Origin of the sequence: Psychrobacter sp. SC65A.3 (assembly GCF_025642195.1) — a bacterium.
In the GTDB taxonomy this organism is placed as follows: domain Bacteria; phylum Pseudomonadota; class Gammaproteobacteria; order Pseudomonadales; family Moraxellaceae; genus Psychrobacter; species Psychrobacter cryohalolentis.
Genome location: NZ_CP106752.1, coordinates 1,583,368 through 1,601,411, shown reverse-complemented (window position 1 = coordinate 1,601,411; position 18,044 = coordinate 1,583,368). Strand labels below are relative to the sequence as shown.

Below are 18,044 nucleotides of genomic sequence, written 5' to 3'. Positions count from 1 at the left end.
ATACAGAGTTTACGTACGTACACTATGAAGTTTTTTATAAAAATGTGATTGAGATAATTAATAAGGATAGGGAAATCATTATGTCTAGCAATGCCTTAATGTTTACAGCAACAGAACATGGTCAAGCCATGCATGCCCAAGTACAAGCATTTATCGAAACCCTTATTGAGCCCATTGAAGCGCAATTTTGGGCAGACTGTCATCAGCAAAATCCTGATGGTAATTGGAAAAATTGGCAGTGGCCAGAAAAGTATGAGAGCTTACGTAAGCAAGCACGTGAAGCTGGCCTGTGGAATTTATTTTTGCCGGATGACATCCTAGGTGCTGGCCTTTCGGTTACCGATTATGCACCGATTGCAGAGTTGACAGGTCGCAGTTTATTAGCGCCTTACGTGTTTAACTGCAATGCCCCTGATAGTGGCAATATGGAGCTGTTGTGGCGTTATGGTACACAAGAGCAGCAAGATAAGTGGCTGACGCCAATCTTGGAAGGTAAAACGCGTTCGGTATTTTGTATGACTGAGCCTGAGGTGGCATCCAGTGATGCGACCAACATGCAGGCGACTGCGGTTGTCGATGGCGATGAGATTATTATCAATGGTAGTAAATGGTGGTCGTCCGGTCTTGGCGACCCAGCAGTTGATATTTTGATTGTGATGGCATACACCCCTGATGAAACTAAAGACCGTCATCATCAGCATTCGATGGTATTGGTTCCAGCAAAAACTGCAGGCTTCAATATCGAGCGCATGCTAAAAGTATTTGGCGATTATGATGCGCCGCATGGTCATGGTGAAGTCAGCTTTAATGATGTACGTGTACCCGTTAGCCACTTTATCGGTGGCCCAGGTATGGGCTTTGAGATTGCGCAAGGTCGCCTAGGGCCAGGTCGCATTCATCATTGCATGCGTTGTATTGGGGCCGCTGAAAAGTCGCTAGAGCTGGCCGTAAAACGCGGTATGGAGCGTACGGCTTTTGGTAAGCCATTACTACAACTAGGTGGTAACTTTGAGCGTATTGCTGAAGCACGTATTAAGATTGACCAAGCCCGTTTGCTGACTCTATACGCCGCGCAGAAAATGGACGGCCAAGGTACCAAAGCAGCACTCACAGAAATCTCTGCCATTAAAGTCGTTGCACCAACCGTGCTACAAGAAGTGGTTGATATGGCGATTCAAATCTATGGTGGTATGGGCGTTTGCCAAGATACGATGCTGCCGAGTTTCTTTGCTCAAGCACGAGCGCTGCGCTTAGCCGATGGTCCTGATGAAGTGCATAAAACCATGATTGCTAAGTTAGAATTAAAGCGTCAAGGTTTTAGCCGTTCGTCGAAACCTGCTAAATCTTAAGGTAACTTAGATTTGTATCTATAACTAATACAAAACAAGCTCAATGGCGACCATAACTATAAATCATTTGATAGTGGATTCTTCACCCCTAAATAATCAATAAAAATAACTGACCACACGATAAGGAACATCTTATGGCAACTGCTAATCAGAGCAATACTACGGATAAAGAAGTAGCTAATAAAATATTAGATAAAGGTGGCGAGGTTCGTGAGGGCGAAGAGCTTGACGCCAAAGCGGTTAGTAACTGGCTACGCGCCCAAGGAATCGATGTAGCAGGCGAGCCAATGGTTACTCAATTCTCGGGTGGTGCATCAAACTGGACTTACCGTTTGCAATATGAAGGCGAAGGTAACGCTGAAAGTAAAAGCCAAGATTTAATCTTACGCCGTCCGCCAAAAGGCACTAAAGCCAAATCAGCACATGATATGGTGCGCGAATACACTGTCCAAAAATCCTTAAAGGATGCTTATCCTTACGTACCTAAAATGGTCGCGCTATGTACGGATGAGTCCGTCATCGGTGCCGATTTCTATGTCATGGAGCGTATGGAAGGTATCATTCCTCGTGCTAATTTGCCAAAAGGGATTGATTTAAACGAAGAGCAAACGCGTGCATTATGTACCAATGTTATCGATGCTTTAGTTGAGCTGCACCAAGTAGATTATAAAGCGCATCCTGATTTAGTGAATCTTGGGCGTGGCGAAGGTTATTGCGAGCGCCAAGTAACAGGTTGGGATAAGCGTTATGTCAAAGCCAAAACACCTAATGTCCCAAGTTTTGCATTGGTACGTCAATGGCTTGGTAAGCATACGCCTGCTGATAGTAAGACTTGCTTGATTCACAATGATTGGCGTTTTGACAACGTCATTTTAGATGCCGCAGATCCAACTAAGGTTATCGGTGTACTTGATTGGGAAATGGCGACCTTGGGTGATCCTTTGATGGATTTGGGTAGCGCCTTGGCTTACTGGATTGAAGAAGATGACAACATCATTATGCAGCAGTCACGCCGTCAGCCCACGCATTTAAAAGGCATGATGACCCGTGATGAAGTGGTGGATTACTATCTTAAACAATCAGGTTTAGAGATAGATAATTGGACGTTTTATGAGGTGTTTGGTTTATTCCGTCTAGCGGGTATCGTGCAGCAAATTTACTATCGCTATTATAATAAACAAACAACCAATCCGGCGTTTAAGAATTTTTGGCTTATCGTTCATGTATTGCATGCAAAATCTCTGAAGTCGATAGCACAGTATGAAGGTGAGGCGTTATTTAACACTCATGTGCAGCCGCATTTGCAAGATATGGGCGTCGATGCTGCCACCATTGAGCAATTACCAGCGCCTGTACAAAAAGTTATTAAAGGTATTTTACCGAAAGGCTATTTTGCTAAGTCGCCGCAATCAACAGCTGAGTAATTTTTTAGCAAGTAAAATGTTTGAAATCAGCATATTGAAACTATGATAAAAGGCAGTATTTTATGACAACCATTCTTCTGGCACGTCATGGCCAGGCATCCTTTGGACAAGAAAATTACGATCAGCTGTCAGAGCTAGGTGGTATCCAAGCGCAAATGCTCGGCCAGCATTATGCAACGACCCAGCGCCGAATCGATGCTATTTTTACGGGGAGTTTGGTCAGGCAACAAGATTCTGCACATCATTTTTGGCAGCGTTATCAGTCATTTGCTGATACCGATAGCTCTAACAAGCCTGCAATCGATATGAGTGCGCCGGATAGCTATGTACTGCCACAATTTGATGAATTTAATCATAAAGATGTTTTTGTTAAATCAGATCCAGCATTCAGCACTCGAGCATCAATTGCAGCTGAGATTGCTAAAGCGGATGTACCGATGACACGTTTGGCTGAGTTATTCGATAACGCGATGCGGCGCTGGCATGGCAGTGATTATGATCAAGATTATATAGAAAGCTGGTCGCAGTTTAATGAGCGAGCTAAGCAAGCGCTTGAGCAAATACGTATACAGATGACAACGCTAAATTTAAATCGTGATAGTACGGTATTGGTATTTACTTCAGGCGGCATTATTGCGGCTATTACCGCGCAGTTATTACAACAAGGCAGTCAGACTGCGTATCAAATCAATAAAAGCTTGGTTAATACGGGCGTGACATCTATTACTTTAAAAGAGCAGAATTCACGTTTACTATCATTAAATGAGTATAGTCATTTATTCGCTGATGGTAAGCGTTTTGTGACATGGCGATAATTCATGATTGGTTGCTAAAACCTTGTTATAGAAAGTCTGTAGTGGCTGGCTACTAGCGCAGATAACACCAAAGCCACATAGACAGTTGGAAGTGTTTACGTTATCTTGAAGTTATCATTGATACATAAGAGAATGTCCATGCAAAATAAATTACTGAGCCTAGTGGCAAAAAAAGCCACCAAAAGTAAAAATCAATTATTTGGCGCGGTTCAACCAGCACGTTATTTAAAAGGTTTAAATAAACAGCAGATTGGTCGTGGCAAAACGGTTTTAATCACGGGTGCCAGCTCAGGGTTGGGCGAGGGCATGGCGAGATTGTTTGCTAAGCTTGGATACAACCTTGCTATTTGTGCGCGTCGTACGGATCGTTTAGAGAGTCTACAAATAGAGCTGATGGCACAATATCCTGATATTCGTATCGAGTATCGAGTGCTAGACGTTAGTGATTATGATGCGATTTTTGAAGTGTTTGATGCCTTCACGGCTGACTTTGGTCATATTGATCGTGTCGTGGTCAATGCAGGCATTGGCGAGAGCCGCCGTATTGGTAAAGGACGCTTTGATACCAACCGCCGTACGGTTGAGGTTAACTTTATTTCGGCGCTCGCGCAGTGTGAAGCAGCGATGAGTATCTTTCGCGCACAAAATAGCGGCCATTTGGTCGTGATATCTAGTATGTCAGCGATGCGTGGATTACCTAAGCACTTGACTGCCTATGGTGCGAGTAAGGCAGGCTTGGCACATTTGGCAGAGGGCATCCGTGCTGATATGCTATTGACCAAACTGCCGATCAAAGTCTCTACTATTTATCCAGGCTATATCCGTACTGAAATCAATGAAAATGCCAAGCCATTACCGTTTGAAGTAGATGCAGATACGGGCACCAAATCCATCGTTGCAGCGATTGAAGCTGAGGTTGATGAAGCTTGTGTACCCAGTCTACCATGGTCTATCGTCGGTCAAGCAATGAAGCACTTGCCATTGCAGGTGGTCAATAAAGTCAGTTAGTACAAGCGACATTAATAACATCAAGACCAATAAAAGAATCCCTCTATATGCTGATATAGAGGGATTCTTTTATTGGTCTTGATGTGTACAGATTTTAGAAGTTATAACATTTGAGGGTTATCTGCCATGTGTTTTTCACGCAGTTTTTGACGCAATATTTTACCCACATTACTCTTTGGCAACTCACTCACAAATTCAATATGACGCGGGCATTTGTAGCCAGTCAAATTGTCCAAGGCAAATTCTTTAATATCACTTTTGGTAACATTGTTATCAGCAGGAACGATATAAATTTTGACCGCTTCGCCTTGATGCTCATCAGAAATGCCAATCACTGCGCAATCAATAATACCTTTGCAATCTAGCATAACTGACTCAATCTCATTCGGAAAGACGTTAAATCCTGATACCAAAATCATGTCTTTTTTGCGATCAAGTAAAGTGATATAGCCTTTTTCGTCCATACTAATGATATCACCAGTACGGAAATAACCCTCTTTAGTAAAGTCGTTGGTGTTGTCTTTATTAAAATAGCCTGAGGTGATATTTGGTCCCTTAATGCACATTTCACCAGACTGATTAAAACCTACGGTCTCGCCATTATCATCGACCACAATTACATCGACACTAGGTACAGGAATGCCAATAGTGCCATTGAACTTGCGATCAGTAATGACGTTAGCAGTACCTGCTGCAACCCCTTCAGTCATACCCCAACCCTCAACCATCGGGCAACCAGTGACTTCTAACCAGCGCGCTGCCGTCTGCTCAGTCGCTGCCATACCGCCTGCTTGTGAGATACGTAATGCGCTAAAATCTAGATTTTTAAAGGTTGGTTGATCAAGTAGCCCTTTAAACAAGGTATTGACGGCAGGAAAAATATGGAAGGGCTGTTTTGATAAGGTTTTGACAAATCCAGGCATGTCTCGTGGATTAGGTATTAATATAAAAGTATAACCCGAACGCATACCTAGCAAGCTCAGCATAAAGGCAAATATATGATATAGCGGCAATGCCATGACCATATTGATATATACCTCATTGATTTCAGAAGTAACAGGGCGATACCATGCTTCTGATTGCATGGCAGCAGCGACAACGTTACGCTGGGTTAAAATAGCGCCTTTAGATAGGCCTGTTGTACCGCCGGTATATTGTAAAATAGCTTTTTGTTGCAGTGAGGTTTTTGGTGTTTGAAAAGGCAGGTTTTTGCCTTTTTTAAGCACATCAGGGAATTTGGTAACATTATACTTAGGGTCATTCAGGTTGTACTTAGGCACTAAGCGTTTGACCTGACGAATAACAGTATTGACCAAAATACCCTTTAGCCCCATCATATCGCCCATTTTCGATAGGACAATACGTTTGATGTTCGTCTCTTCAATGACTTGCTCAAGTGCTTGAGCAAAGTTATCGACGACAAAAATAACCTGAGCGCCTGAATCATTGAGTTGATGACGTAGCTCACGACCAGTATATAGTGGGTTGATAGGGGTGCAAACATAGCCGGCGCGCAATATACCGATCATGGTTGGCAAGTATTGCGGCACGTTTGGCATCATGACTGCCACTACGCTACCTTTGGGGATATCTTGTGCTTGCAACCAAGCAGCGACAGCAAGAGACGCTTTGTCCACGTCTCCATAAGTATGAGAAACGCCCATACAGATGGTCATAGGATGCATACGGAAGCGGTCAAAACACTCTTCATACAACTCGATGAGACTTTCATACTGATCAGGATTAATAGTCTTGGGTACGTTTGCTGGATATTGAGCAAGCCAAGGTTTATCTGTTGTCATACTAAGCGTCCTTAAATTTGCGATCAGTTAAGGCTCTATACAAAAGTAGTCACATCCATGTCAACAATACGAGTCATCGCCAGTTAGGCAGTGGATTGTCGAGTGCTATCCCATTTATTCACAAACTGCTAAAATACGGCGGCCTTTATACAAGGTGATTGAACTAAAAATTCATTTAACCACACAGAAAACTCATCTGAATGGATTAAATGGCTGGTTTGTAATTATTTTTGAAAAATGTACTGCTGTTTAAGGTCAATTAATTGACCTCAGTTAAATATATTACTGACTCAATGTTATAAACAATAGCGTAACATATTTTGGCAATACATTAACATAAGTGTAATTGAGTAAGTTATTGCTATAAAAGAACTTGAGAGTTTGTCGTTATACTTGATATATTGAAAAATATATGTTGCAACTAAGAATAGTGAAGCGATTGCAGAGATAAGATAGTATATTAAAAATGCTAATAAAGTTTAAAATTGATCGATGGTATGGTTAATAAAAAAGCGCCTTGCATCTAATGCAAGGCGCTCTTGACAATTAAAAGACCGCTTTAATTATAGTTGAGGATTGTCTATCAGATGCTTCTCGCGAAGTTTTTGACGTAATACTTTACCGACGTTACTTTTTGGTAGCTCAGTAACAAACTCGATATGACGTGGACATTTATAACCAGTCATATTGTCTAAAGCGAACTCTTTAATAGAGTTTTTGGTGACATTATTATCAGCAGGGACAACATAGATTTTGACCGCTTCACCTTGATTCTCATCAGGGATACCGATGACAGCACAATCGATAATGCCGTCACAATCAAGCATGACCGACTCGATCTCATTTGGAAATACATTAAATCCTGACACCAAAATCATGTCTTTTTTACGGTCTAATAGTCTAAAGTAGCCTTTCTCGTCCATGCTGACGATATCGCCAGTGCGGAAGTAGCCATCTTTGGTAAAGTCATCACTACTGTCTCTATTTAGGTAACCTGAGGTAACGTTAGGTCCTTTGACACACATCTCGCCTGCTTGATTGGCACCGACAGGGTTGCCCTCGTCATCGATAATAATGACATCAACACTAGGGACAGGGACGCCAATCGTACCATTAAACTTGCGATCAGTGATGACGTTGGCAGTACCAACAGCAACCCCTTCCGTCATTCCCCAACCCTCAATCATAGCGCAGCCTGTCGTCTCAAGCCAGCGTCTTGCTGTTTGCTCAGTCGCTGCCATACCGCCTGCTTGTGAGATGCGTAGTGAGCTAAAATCTAGGTTTTTAAAGTTCGGATTGTCGAGTAAGCCTTTAAATAAGGTATTGACCGCAGGGAAAATATGGAAGGGCTGTTTTGATAACGTCTTAATAAAGCCTGGTATATCACGCGGGTTAGGAACCAATATAAAAGTGTAACCTGCACGCATACCCAGTGAGCTCAGCATAAAGGCAAAAATATGATACAGCGGCAGTGCCATCACCATATTGATATATACCTCATTAATCTCTGAGGTAATAGGGCGAGTCCAAGCTTCTGACTGCATCGCGCCTGCGACAATATTACGCTGAGATAAAATAGCGCCTTTAGACAGCCCTGTTGTGCCACCTGTATATTGCAAAAAGGCGGTTTGACTCAAAGACAGTTTTGGCTTTTGGAACGGCAGGTTTTTGCCTTTCTTGAGCACATCAGGGAACTTAGTGACGTCGTATTTTGGGTCATTCAGATTATACTTGGGTACCAAGCGTTTGACCTGACGGATAATGGTGTTGACCAAAATACCTTTTAGACCCATCATATCGCCCATTTTTGATAGGACAATGTGTTTGATATGGGTTTCTTCAATAACCTGCTCAAGTGCTTGAGCAAAGTTATCGACGACAAAAATAACCTGAGCGCCAGAGTCATTCAATTGATGGCGTAGCTCGCGGCCAGTATACAGAGGATTTACGGGTGTACAGATATAACCAGCCCGCAAAATACCAATCATCGTTGGCAAGTATTGCGGCACGTTTGGCATCATAAGCGCGACTACACTACCTTGAGGCAGACCTTTTGCCTGTAACCATGCAGCAACCGCGATAGAAGCTTTATCGACATCGTCGTAGGTATGAGTAACGCCCATACAGATGGTCATAGGATGCATGCGAAAGCGATCGAAGCACTCTTCATATAGCTCCATGATACTGCTATATTTGTCTGGATCAATCGTCTTTGGCACACCAATAGGGTAATTTGCAAGCCAAGGTTTATTTAGCGTCATAGTCAGCGTCCTTGAAATATGAGAGAGGTTAAATGTTGCTAGCTAAGCAGTCAGATCCTTGTCAATAAAAAAACAGCGCTGACATAAAAGCGATCGCTGAATTTGATAATATCCTTATCCATTGACAGACTGCTGGTGTTATTGGGTTATTTGGCATCAGTAAATGGTAAAAAATAAGTGTTTGATTAAAAAACTATTTGAGTAATCTTAAAAAATTAGTCGAATTAATTTTTTCTACCAACCATCTACCACAAAAAAATAATATATCAAATATATAATGATACATTTAAGCAATACGTTAGCATGAATCTAGGCTAAGGCACTATGATGATAAGAGTACTGCTCAGTACAGGAAATATCCTTATAAATGAATATATAGAAAGGTCTATACCCCGCTCAATGTAAAAATGATACAGCGAGACTGGAATGAATGTTTTGCAGTCCTTGTAGGCATAGCATGCTTCACAGGGGCTACGAAAAATCTATAGCAGTAGAGCTGTATCGGTTTTAAATCAAATCGATTCTATATATCATACAAAAAGAGAAGATGACTAATTATTGTCGTAGGAAAAACAGATTTTTCTAAAAAGACTTAAGAAGCTACTTATTATATTCTGAAATTGCTTGCTCAATAGCAACACGTAATTTTTTTGGCACACGAATAGGGCGCATTGGCGCGGTATTGGTACTGGTTTTATTTGACGCATCATTCTCTATAGCATCCGGTGTGATTTGATTTTGTACGCAGGCAACAACGATTTTAGTGCTGCTTAGCAAAACCGCTTTTACATTGTCAGCAGTGTTCTCTTGAGAGTGCTGACGATAAATGCTTTGATAAAATACAATGCTGGCAGGTTTTATCTCAACGTTATCAATGCGTACATTAATGACCTCATCTAATAAAATAGCGCGCTTATATTGCAAGTCTGCTTGAGTGACGACGAAATGCTGAATCTGACCGTCATTGGTCTCCAAAAAATAACCATTTAAGCCCAATCGAGTAAACCAATCGCGGCGGCAGTTTTCAAAGAACACTAAGTGATTGGCATGATAGACTATACCGCCAGCATCAGTATGATTGATGTAGACATTATAGTTGGTCGCAAATAACGGCGTGATTATGTGAGGTTTTGATACGGCAGTTGGGTTCTTATCAGTTGTTTTTGTCATAATAATGCTCAATAGATTTTTAATAATAGGGTGTTATAAGTTGTTTAAATGCCGCTGCTTGATAAGCATGATTTAATAAAAAGTAGGATAGTCAATAAGAGTGGCTTGATAGCATGTTTTGATAAAATGACACGGCAAACAGCCAAGTAATTAGACCAAACAAACACTCTAACTCAAGATATAAAAGGGTGCAACAGCTAGCGCTGTCTATGTCTGTTATCATAACCGTATTTATTTTATTTTAGATTTATTTATAAGTGCATTTTAAAACTGCATTTACTTATCAAAGCAGTTATTTATATAGGATAGGATAATTTATGACCCGTTTTGTTTGTTTTAATATCAATGGTATCCGAGCTCGTCAACATCAGCTGGAGGCGGTGCGAGATATTATCGATCCTGATGTCATGGGTCTGCAAGAAACCAAGGTGCATGATGAGCAGTTTCCCCTTGAAAATGTAGAAGGCTTGGGCTATCACGTCGAGTATTTTGGACAGAAAGCGCATTACGGTGTGGCATTATTATCGAAAGTTGCGCCTATTTTTGTGCAAAAAGGTTTCCCTGACGAAGATGAAGAGGCGCAAAAACGTTTTATTCATGCGCGTTATGAGTTTGATGGGCGTGAGATTGATGTGCTCAATGGCTATTTCCCACAGGGTGAGAGTCAAGATCATCCAACCAAATTTCCGATGAAACGCGCTTATTATGCTGATTTAATGGCCTATATTGATACGCTAAAAGTAGAAGGGCGCTCGCTAGTGATTATGGGGGATATGAATATTGCCCCAGAAGACATCGATATTGGAATCGGTGAAGTAAATGCTAAGCGTTGGTTGAAAAATAGAAAAACATCCTTCCTACCTGAGGAGCGTGAATGGTATAGCAATCTTATGTCACGTGAGTTGACTGATACCTACCGTTTGCATTATCCAGAAAGCACCGAATTATACAGCTGGTTTGATTATCGCAGTCGCGGTTTTGATGATGATCCTAAGCGTGGATTGCGTATTGATCATATTTTATGTACGCCTGATCTTGTCGAATGTTGTGTTGATGCGGGTATCAGCTATGAGCTGCGCGCTATGGAAAAACCCTCTGACCATGCGCCTATTTGGACAGCATTTGATTTAAACAAAGTATGATGTTTTTACCATTACGACTAAGGCTTTACAATCAATAAAAATATACCAATATCAATAATTAAGGAGTGAATGATGGCAGTTGGCAATGTTGCAGTACCTGAGACGATTTATCCTATTGAAGGCATTAAATTAAGCGCTACCGCAGCAGGCGTACGTTATAAAGATCGTGATGATTTGGTAATTATTGAGATCGCAGCTGATGCTGCCACTGCAGTGGTAACGACCAAAAATACATTTTGCGCTGCGCCTGTGCGCGTATTACGTGAACACTTTGCTGCAGCTTCTCCGCGCTATTTGGTGACCAATACTGGTAATGCTAATGCTGGAACCGGTGCTGATGGCAAACGCCGCGCCACAGATATTTGTGCGGCATTGGCTGCTAAAGCTGGCGTGGCTAGTGATACTGTATTGCCATTTTCGACGGGTGTTATTGGGGAGTCATTAAATAGTGAGGCAATTATCGCAGGACTAGACAACGCATTAGCCAATCTAGCGCCTGATAATTGGCTTGCTGCTGCAAATGGTATCCGTACAACGGATACGATTCCAAAGCTCGCGAGTAAAAAAATCGATGTTGATGGTAGTAGTTATCATATTACGGGGATGTCAAAAGGCTCAGGCATGATACGTCCCAATATGGCAACCATGCTTGGCTATGTTGCAACCGATGCCAATATTGCTGCTGACTTATTACAAGAGATGTTAAGTGCTATCAATGAGCAGTCTTTTAACCGTATTACGGTTGATGGTGATACCTCGACCAATGATTGTTGTGTACTGATAGCGACAGGTGCTGCGAGCTCAGATATCATTGATAGCCCTGAGCACCCACATTATCAGCCAATGTTTGATGCGTTAGCTGAAGTCTTTATACGTTTGGCACAACTGATCGTACGTGATGGTGAAGGCGCTACTAAATTTATGACGGTAAAAGTCACAGGTGGCAAAACCACGCAAGAATGCTGCGATGTGGCATATGCGGTTGCGCATTCACCCTTGGTCAAGACGGCGTTTTTTGCCAGTGATGCCAATTGGGGTCGTATATTAGCAGCCGTCGGTTATGCTGGGATTGAAGACCTTGATACCGAACAAGTCGATGTCTACTTAGACGAAGTTAGGATTTGTCAAAATGGTGGTGTCGCGCCAAACTATACGGAAGAGGCGGGCAAGATGGTCATGAGTCGCCCTGAGATTACCATTCATATCGATCTTGCACGCGGTGATGCCCATGACACCGTTTATACCTGCGATTTATCTTACGACTATGTCAAAATAAATGCGGACTATCGTAGCTAAAAAACCTTAATACTTAATTATAAAGAATGCTCAGAATCATCATGATTCTGAGCGTTTTTTATTTAGTGTTTTAAACTGATATCACTGAAAGTAAGATGTATTTGTCGGTAATATCAAAAATATTTATTTACTGTTGATTAACAACCGTTGCAAAAGCTGACGTTAAGTTACAAAGCAGTTGTAGAGGCGAAGTTACTTTGCGCCCTATACTGGTCAAGTTAATAATAAATGATTAAGTGATATCGAAAAACCGTTTATTCTAAAATGAATAAATCGAGTTCAAACAAATAAAACTATGAATACATTGAGGATTTTATAATGAAAAAGTTAGCATTAGCAGCAGTGATGGCAACGTTTGTTTTATCAGGTTGTTCAACCATGGCAACTGACGATACGCGTACCATGGTCGTTGAAGGTGAACCGGCAGTGGTAAAAGTCATTAACATTCCAAGTTTTAAAATAGAGATAGCCCCACTGAAAGCAGTTTGTGAGCTACAAGCTTCTAATGGTGCCATGATTGAGTCAGAGTGCTTGCAGTATCGCCAAACGTATCAGAAAAACTACACCCCTTTAAATGGTAATATTCAAGGCTTTACGTATGAGCCAAATTATCGTTATGTTTTGGACGTTCGCCAAGAAGCGATGATGGATGAAGTAACGAATGCAGTCAAGCCAGTTTGGATACTGAACCAAGTAGTGTCAAAAAAAGCGGAATAATTGCTTATTAAGTAGCTTTTGGAATAAATAGCACTACCGTTAGTTCAATAGTAGTTAGCTCAAAAAAAGACCTCTAATGATTAGAGGTCTTTTTTATAATAGGATTTATATGTTCTATTGAGTTATAAGCTGCCCAATCATTAGCATTGGCTGTATTTCACACTGACGCCATGAGTGGCAGTCGGTATACGGTTGTCAGCATATACTGCCAATCCACCGCGAGAAGTTTCTTTGTATTTATCTAACATGTCAGCGCCAGTAACTTTCATAGTTTCAATGACTTTGTCTAAAGAGACAAAATGTTGACCATTACCACGACAGGCAAGTCGTGCTGCATTGACGGCTTTGACTGCGCCCATCGCATTGCGCTCGATACAAGGGACTTGGACTAAGCCACCAACAGGATCACAGGTCAGACCCAAGTTATGCTCGATACCAATCTCAGCAGCATTAAGACATTTAGCAGGATCTCCGCCTAGGATTTCTGCCAATGCAGACGCCGCCATTGCACAAGCTGAACCTACTTCACCTTGACAGCCCACTTCAGCACCCGATATTGAAGCGTTTTGTTTGATTAAGCTGCCAATTGCTGTGGCATTTAACAAAAACTTGCGCGCGCCATCAAGGCTATAGTTTGATAAAAAATCGCGATAATAATGCATCACTGCAGGAATGATACCTGCGGCGCCGTTGGTAGGAGCAGTGACCACATTGCCGCCATTGGCGTTTTCTTCATTGACTGCTAAAGCGTATAAATCAATCCAATCCATCGCAACCAGTTTGTCATTTTGCGCAATCGGCTGGTCTTTTTCAGCACATAGTTGCACATATAGTGCTTGAGCGCGGCGTCTTACATCTAAGCCACCCGGTAGAATACCGCTGTTTTGGCAGCCACGGGTCACACAATCCTGCATCGACTCCCAAATAGAATCTAAATACGCAAATACTTCTGCCTGCTCACGGTAATGGCATTCGTTTGCTAATACCAGCTCGCTCACGCTCAAGTGATGTTTACGGCATTGTTCTAATAGCTCTGCGGCGCTATTAAAAGGATAAGGAATAACATCGATAGTCGGCGTTGCATTATCTTCATCAGGATTGGTCGCATTTTCTTCATTGATAACAAATCCACCTCCTACGGAATAATAAGTCTGCTGATAATGGCTGCCATTCGCTAAAGACACACGAATAGTCATAGCATTCGGATGATAAGGTAGAACCGTCTCATCATACCAGTGAATATCACGCTCTGTATCAAAAGCAATAACGTGCTCGCCTGCGATATTGAGTTGATTGTCTGAAAAGATCGGTGCTAGATATTCACTGGTCAAACGCGTATCGATGGTGCTAGGTGCATGACCAAGTAAGCCCAGTAATATGGCAGTATCTGTAGCATGTCCTTTACCAGTTGCCGCAAGCGAGCCATATAACTCAATCTCTAAAGACTGGATGTCGCTCAGATTGGTTTGCTTTAGGAGTGACTGTACAAACAAGTTAGCCGCTATCATAGGACCAACTGTATGAGAGCTTGATGGGCCAACGCCGATTTTGAATAAATCAAAGACACTAATCATAATAAGTTACCAAAAAATAAAAGGGATTCAGAAAAACCGCATAGCAAAGACTACTGCGCCCATATAAAATTATAACGGGCAACAATAGATAATAAGTATCGATCATCGATAAATTTAGTGCATTGTCTATGAGAATGTTTAAACGTGTTCGTTCGAGTGACGGGTGAATAATAGCTGTTGTTTATTATTAAATTCCGTTATGATGCTCGGCATCAACGCTTATGTAACATCCTGTAAGTTAGCTGTCGCTATAGAATACACGGTATGAGCAGCCAAAGCGTTGAATTTAGTAAAGCATATCTTAGTCAATACAGCTAGCAAAATGTGGTAATACTCTAAAATAATACCTATTATTATGATATTTCCAAACAGCTGATTGGAGATAGAAAAATAGTGTAGAAAAACATAGAAATAAAAAGTATGTTCTTGCGAGATATTAAGATTAAGCAAGAGAGACAGTTTGTTAAAAATATTAAAAATAGCTCTGTATTTATACAAGAATCTGTAGTTAGTAAGAGCTAGATTTCACTATTTTTCCATTAACTTTTTATTGTATAGATAGCTATCTCATATAATAGCCACTATTTATAACAGCACTTATAGTAAATACCGTTATTTGTTATCTCTTTATTTATTCGAGCTACTATTAGCCTGTATCATTAGTGAGTTATTACCAGTCTGTTATTATTAGCTTAAGCCTATAGGACAATCACGCATGATAACCCCTCCAGAAAACTCGTCTCAATCAACGCCGCATAGTCAGAAAGAACCATCAACGCCAAATGCACTAGAAGCAGCAGGTATTGATGTTGCAACTGGCTCGGCGACAATGAACTTACCGTACAATCCAGACTTTGATAATGGTCGCTGGTTTCCAAAATGGCGTCCATATGGCGGTGATTTGGATCGTGATCCGGTTGGTATTAATGAGTATTTACCGCCCTCAAAAAGCATGCTACTGGGTATACAACATACCTTTGCGATGTTTGGGGCGACAGTGCTTGCGCCATTATTAATGGGCTTTGACCCTAACTTAGCTATTTTGATGTCTGGTATTTGTACGGTGATGTTTTTTGTGATTACCGGTGGACGTATGCCAAGTTATTTGGGGTCGAGTTTTGCTTTTATTGGTCCCGTGATTGCCGTGACGGCATATGCTGGCGTAGGGTTTAATGCTAATCTGAATGTTGCATTGGGCGGCATTATGGCCTGCGGTATTATTTATGCATTGATAGGTCTGTTGGTCATGAAGACGGGTACAGGCTGGATTGAGCGCTTGATGCCACCGATTGTTACCGGTGCGATTGTAATGATTATTGGTCTTAATTTAGCGCCCGTAACCATTCAAGGGGTGTCTGCCAACCAATTTGATGCATGGATGGCCACGTTAACGGTATTGCTTATCAGTGGGGTAGCGGTATTTACCCGCGGCATGCTACGTCGTTTGCTGTTATTAGTTGGCTTAATATTGTCTTATATTGCTTATTTTGTGATGACCAATGTATTGGGCTATGGCGTGCCGATTGATTTTAGCAGTGTGTCGACGGCTTCATGGTTTGGTCTGCCAAGTATTCATGCGCCGCGTTTTGAGATGAGCGCCATTATATTAATTGCCCCTGTCGCCTTTATTTTAGTTGCTGAAAATTTGGGACATTTTAAAGCGGTAGAAGGCATGACTAAAGCACGAGTAACGCCTTATATGGGTCGCGCGTTTTTTGCTGATGGTTTAGCAACGACTTTCTCAGCAGGATTTGGCGGTACAGGTGTCACGACTTATGCTGAAAATATCGGCGTGATGGCGGTCACCAAAGTATATAGTACGACTATTTTTGTCGTAGCAGGTTTGGTTGCTATCATGCTGGGCTTGTCACCGAAATTTGGTGCGATTATTCAAACCATTCCGCCAGCATTATTGGGCGGTGCTTCTATCGTAGTTTTTGGTTTGATTGCTATCGCTGGTGCGAAAATTTGGATAGACAACCATATCGACTTTAGTAAAAACAGCAATCTGATCATCGCAGCAGTCACTGTGATCATGGGAACCGGTAACTTTAGCTTGCATCTAGGCGGCTTTGATTTGGGTGGCATCGGTACGGCTACCTTAACAGCAATTGTGCTTAACGCTCTATTTAATCGCCAAAAAGACTAACTTTTTTACTATCTTAAGCTTCAAATAATTCACTATATTGATAAGCAAAAGCCACAATAATCATTGTGGCTTTTATCTATTATGGCGCTTGTTTATGATCGTTTTTATTCTATACGAGCTTTACTTATAATCACGCTTATAAAACCGTGCAAAAAACCGATAATGGCGTAGGGCGCGTGGTTTAGGCTTTAACGAACCCAAATAAATGGCAAACATCGTGAGTAACGCACCGCTCCATTGTAGGGTATTGATGGGCTTATCAAGCCAAGTATAATCAATTACCAACGCCGCAACCGGCTCGGTCAATAATAGCAATCCAGTTAATGCTAAAGACAGCTTGGGAATAGAGTAGGCGATAAGCCCCCACGCTAGGCACTGCATGACCGTACCATAAATCAATATCCAGCCAATATCAGACCAGCTATTAGGCAGTATATTACCCATATCAAAGACAAACATTGGCACAATCATTGCCAGTCCGCCCCCAATACTAATCAGCTGCATAAGCATGAATATCGGCGTCGGCTCAGTATCATGGGTCTTACGTATAAAGGTCATTGATGCTGCGAGCATAGCCCCTGACACGATACCAGTAATAAATCCCCAAGTAGCAGCCTTATTCTGGGCAAATTCTGGGCTACCGATCATTGCCACACCCAACATTGCCAAGACCAAGCTGACAAGCTGTAATATAGATTGGCGCTCGTTAAAGTATAGAAAGCCAATGGCTGCCAAAAAGAAAATCTGTAAGCTGTTTAGTAAGGTTGAAATGCCGGGACCCACCGCATAGATACTCTCGTGCCACAGTGCCAAATCCAAACCTAAAAATGCACCCGATAATAAGCCATAAAAAACAGCACGTTTTGAGCGCGGTAGCCGTTGCCCTGTCATTTTTGCTAATACCGCAAACACCACGCCTGAAATAGCCAAGCGCCAAAAAGCCATTGCCCAGCCACCGATGTCAACATGAGCGACGATTAAACTGCCCAAACCAAAGATCACACAGCCAATGAGCAAGCCAGTAGCAGCGGAGCGTGAAGAGGCAATAGCCATATATTATCCTTATATCATGACAACTTTTATTTCAATTATTGCGTACTAAAGACATCATCTTTACCACAAGCCGTATTGTCGATGTTTTGAGCTAAAATTGAAATGGTTTGATATTATTTATTTTTATTTTATAGTAGTATTTTATGACTTTAGAGAATATGAACTTTCTAAGGTTTCATCTAAAGTATAAAGACAAGTTACTGCCTATTAATATACTTACAGGAATATCATTGGCGTTTTTACTGCGATTTGTTACCCTCATTTCTACTTTTATATTGTAATAT

13 protein-coding genes are annotated in these 18,044 nt (G+C 41.6%); 8 read left to right on the top strand and 5 right to left on the bottom strand.

Annotated elements, in window-relative coordinates; all coding sequences use genetic code 11:
• Positions 1-98: 98 nt before the first annotated feature.
• The 4 genes from OEG80_RS06800 (at position 99) to OEG80_RS06785 (ending at position 4,596) form a co-directional block, all read left to right on the top strand.
• Positions 99-1,349 carry an acyl-CoA dehydrogenase family protein gene (locus OEG80_RS06800; protein WP_262880828.1) on the top strand — a complete coding sequence of 417 codons (1,251 nt, stop codon included), beginning with the start codon at positions 99-101 and terminating at the stop codon, positions 1,347-1,349.
• 134 nt (positions 1,350-1,483) lie between these two features.
• Positions 1,484-2,773, top strand: coding sequence for a phosphotransferase family protein (locus tag OEG80_RS06795; RefSeq protein WP_149408382.1), 1,290 nt, complete (start codon positions 1,484-1,486; stop codon positions 2,771-2,773).
• A gap of 62 nt (positions 2,774-2,835) precedes the next feature.
• Entirely contained in the window at positions 2,836-3,588 is a 753-nt protein-coding gene (locus tag OEG80_RS06790) for a histidine phosphatase family protein (protein WP_149408381.1), read from the top strand.
• A gap of 138 nt (positions 3,589-3,726) precedes the next feature.
• Positions 3,727-4,596 (top strand): SDR family oxidoreductase, encoded by an 870-nt coding sequence (locus OEG80_RS06785; RefSeq protein ID WP_020443390.1) that lies wholly within the window; start codon positions 3,727-3,729, stop codon positions 4,594-4,596.
• A 101-nt stretch (positions 4,597-4,697) separates the two neighbouring features.
• On the opposite strand, the gene OEG80_RS06780 is transcribed toward OEG80_RS06785, so the two are convergent.
• The 3 genes from OEG80_RS06780 to OEG80_RS06770 all read right to left on the bottom strand — a co-directional run bounded on the left by OEG80_RS06780 (position 4,698) and on the right by OEG80_RS06770 (position 9,829).
• Positions 4,698-6,398, bottom strand: a complete 1,701-nt coding sequence (locus tag OEG80_RS06780) for a long-chain-fatty-acid--CoA ligase (protein WP_020443391.1) — start codon at positions 6,396-6,398, stop codon at positions 4,698-4,700.
• Positions 6,399-6,961: 563 nt separating this feature from the next.
• A complete protein-coding gene (locus OEG80_RS06775) occupies positions 6,962-8,659 on the bottom strand; it encodes an AMP-binding protein (RefSeq protein ID WP_149408380.1) in 1,698 nt (565 codons plus the stop codon).
• 600 nt (positions 8,660-9,259) lie between these two features.
• The gene (locus OEG80_RS06770) at positions 9,260-9,829 is read right to left on the bottom strand and encodes an acyl-CoA thioesterase (protein WP_263240048.1); all 570 of its coding nucleotides are present in this window, start codon (positions 9,827-9,829) and stop codon (positions 9,260-9,262) included.
• A 317-nt stretch (positions 9,830-10,146) separates the two neighbouring features.
• On the opposite strand from OEG80_RS06770, the gene xthA reads away from it, so the two are divergent.
• The 3 genes from xthA (at position 10,147) to OEG80_RS06755 (ending at position 12,984) form a co-directional block, all read left to right on the top strand.
• The gene (gene xthA / locus OEG80_RS06765; RefSeq protein WP_263240047.1) at positions 10,147-10,971 is read left to right on the top strand and encodes an exodeoxyribonuclease III; all 825 of its coding nucleotides are present in this window, start codon (positions 10,147-10,149) and stop codon (positions 10,969-10,971) included.
• A 72-nt stretch (positions 10,972-11,043) separates the two neighbouring features.
• Entirely contained in the window at positions 11,044-12,267 is a 1,224-nt protein-coding gene (gene argJ, locus OEG80_RS06760; protein WP_263240045.1) for a bifunctional glutamate N-acetyltransferase/amino-acid acetyltransferase ArgJ, read from the top strand.
• A gap of 318 nt (positions 12,268-12,585) precedes the next feature.
• Positions 12,586-12,984, top strand: a complete 399-nt coding sequence (locus OEG80_RS06755; RefSeq protein ID WP_020443396.1) for a DUF4377 domain-containing protein — start codon at positions 12,586-12,588, stop codon at positions 12,982-12,984.
• A 140-nt stretch (positions 12,985-13,124) separates the two neighbouring features.
• On the opposite strand, the gene OEG80_RS06750 is transcribed toward OEG80_RS06755, so the two are convergent.
• Entirely contained in the window at positions 13,125-14,558 is a 1,434-nt protein-coding gene (locus OEG80_RS06750; protein WP_263240044.1) for an L-serine ammonia-lyase, read from the bottom strand.
• 715 nt (positions 14,559-15,273) lie between these two features.
• Here OEG80_RS06750 and OEG80_RS06745 point away from each other — a divergent pair.
• The gene (locus tag OEG80_RS06745) at positions 15,274-16,707 is read left to right on the top strand and encodes a solute carrier family 23 protein (RefSeq protein ID WP_263240042.1); all 1,434 of its coding nucleotides are present in this window, start codon (positions 15,274-15,276) and stop codon (positions 16,705-16,707) included.
• Between the two features lie 120 nt (positions 16,708-16,827).
• Here OEG80_RS06745 and OEG80_RS06740 read toward each other — a convergent pair whose 3' ends face one another.
• Entirely contained in the window at positions 16,828-17,760 is a 933-nt protein-coding gene (locus tag OEG80_RS06740) for a DMT family transporter (protein WP_263240040.1), read from the bottom strand.
• Positions 17,761-18,044: the final 284 nt, after the last annotated feature.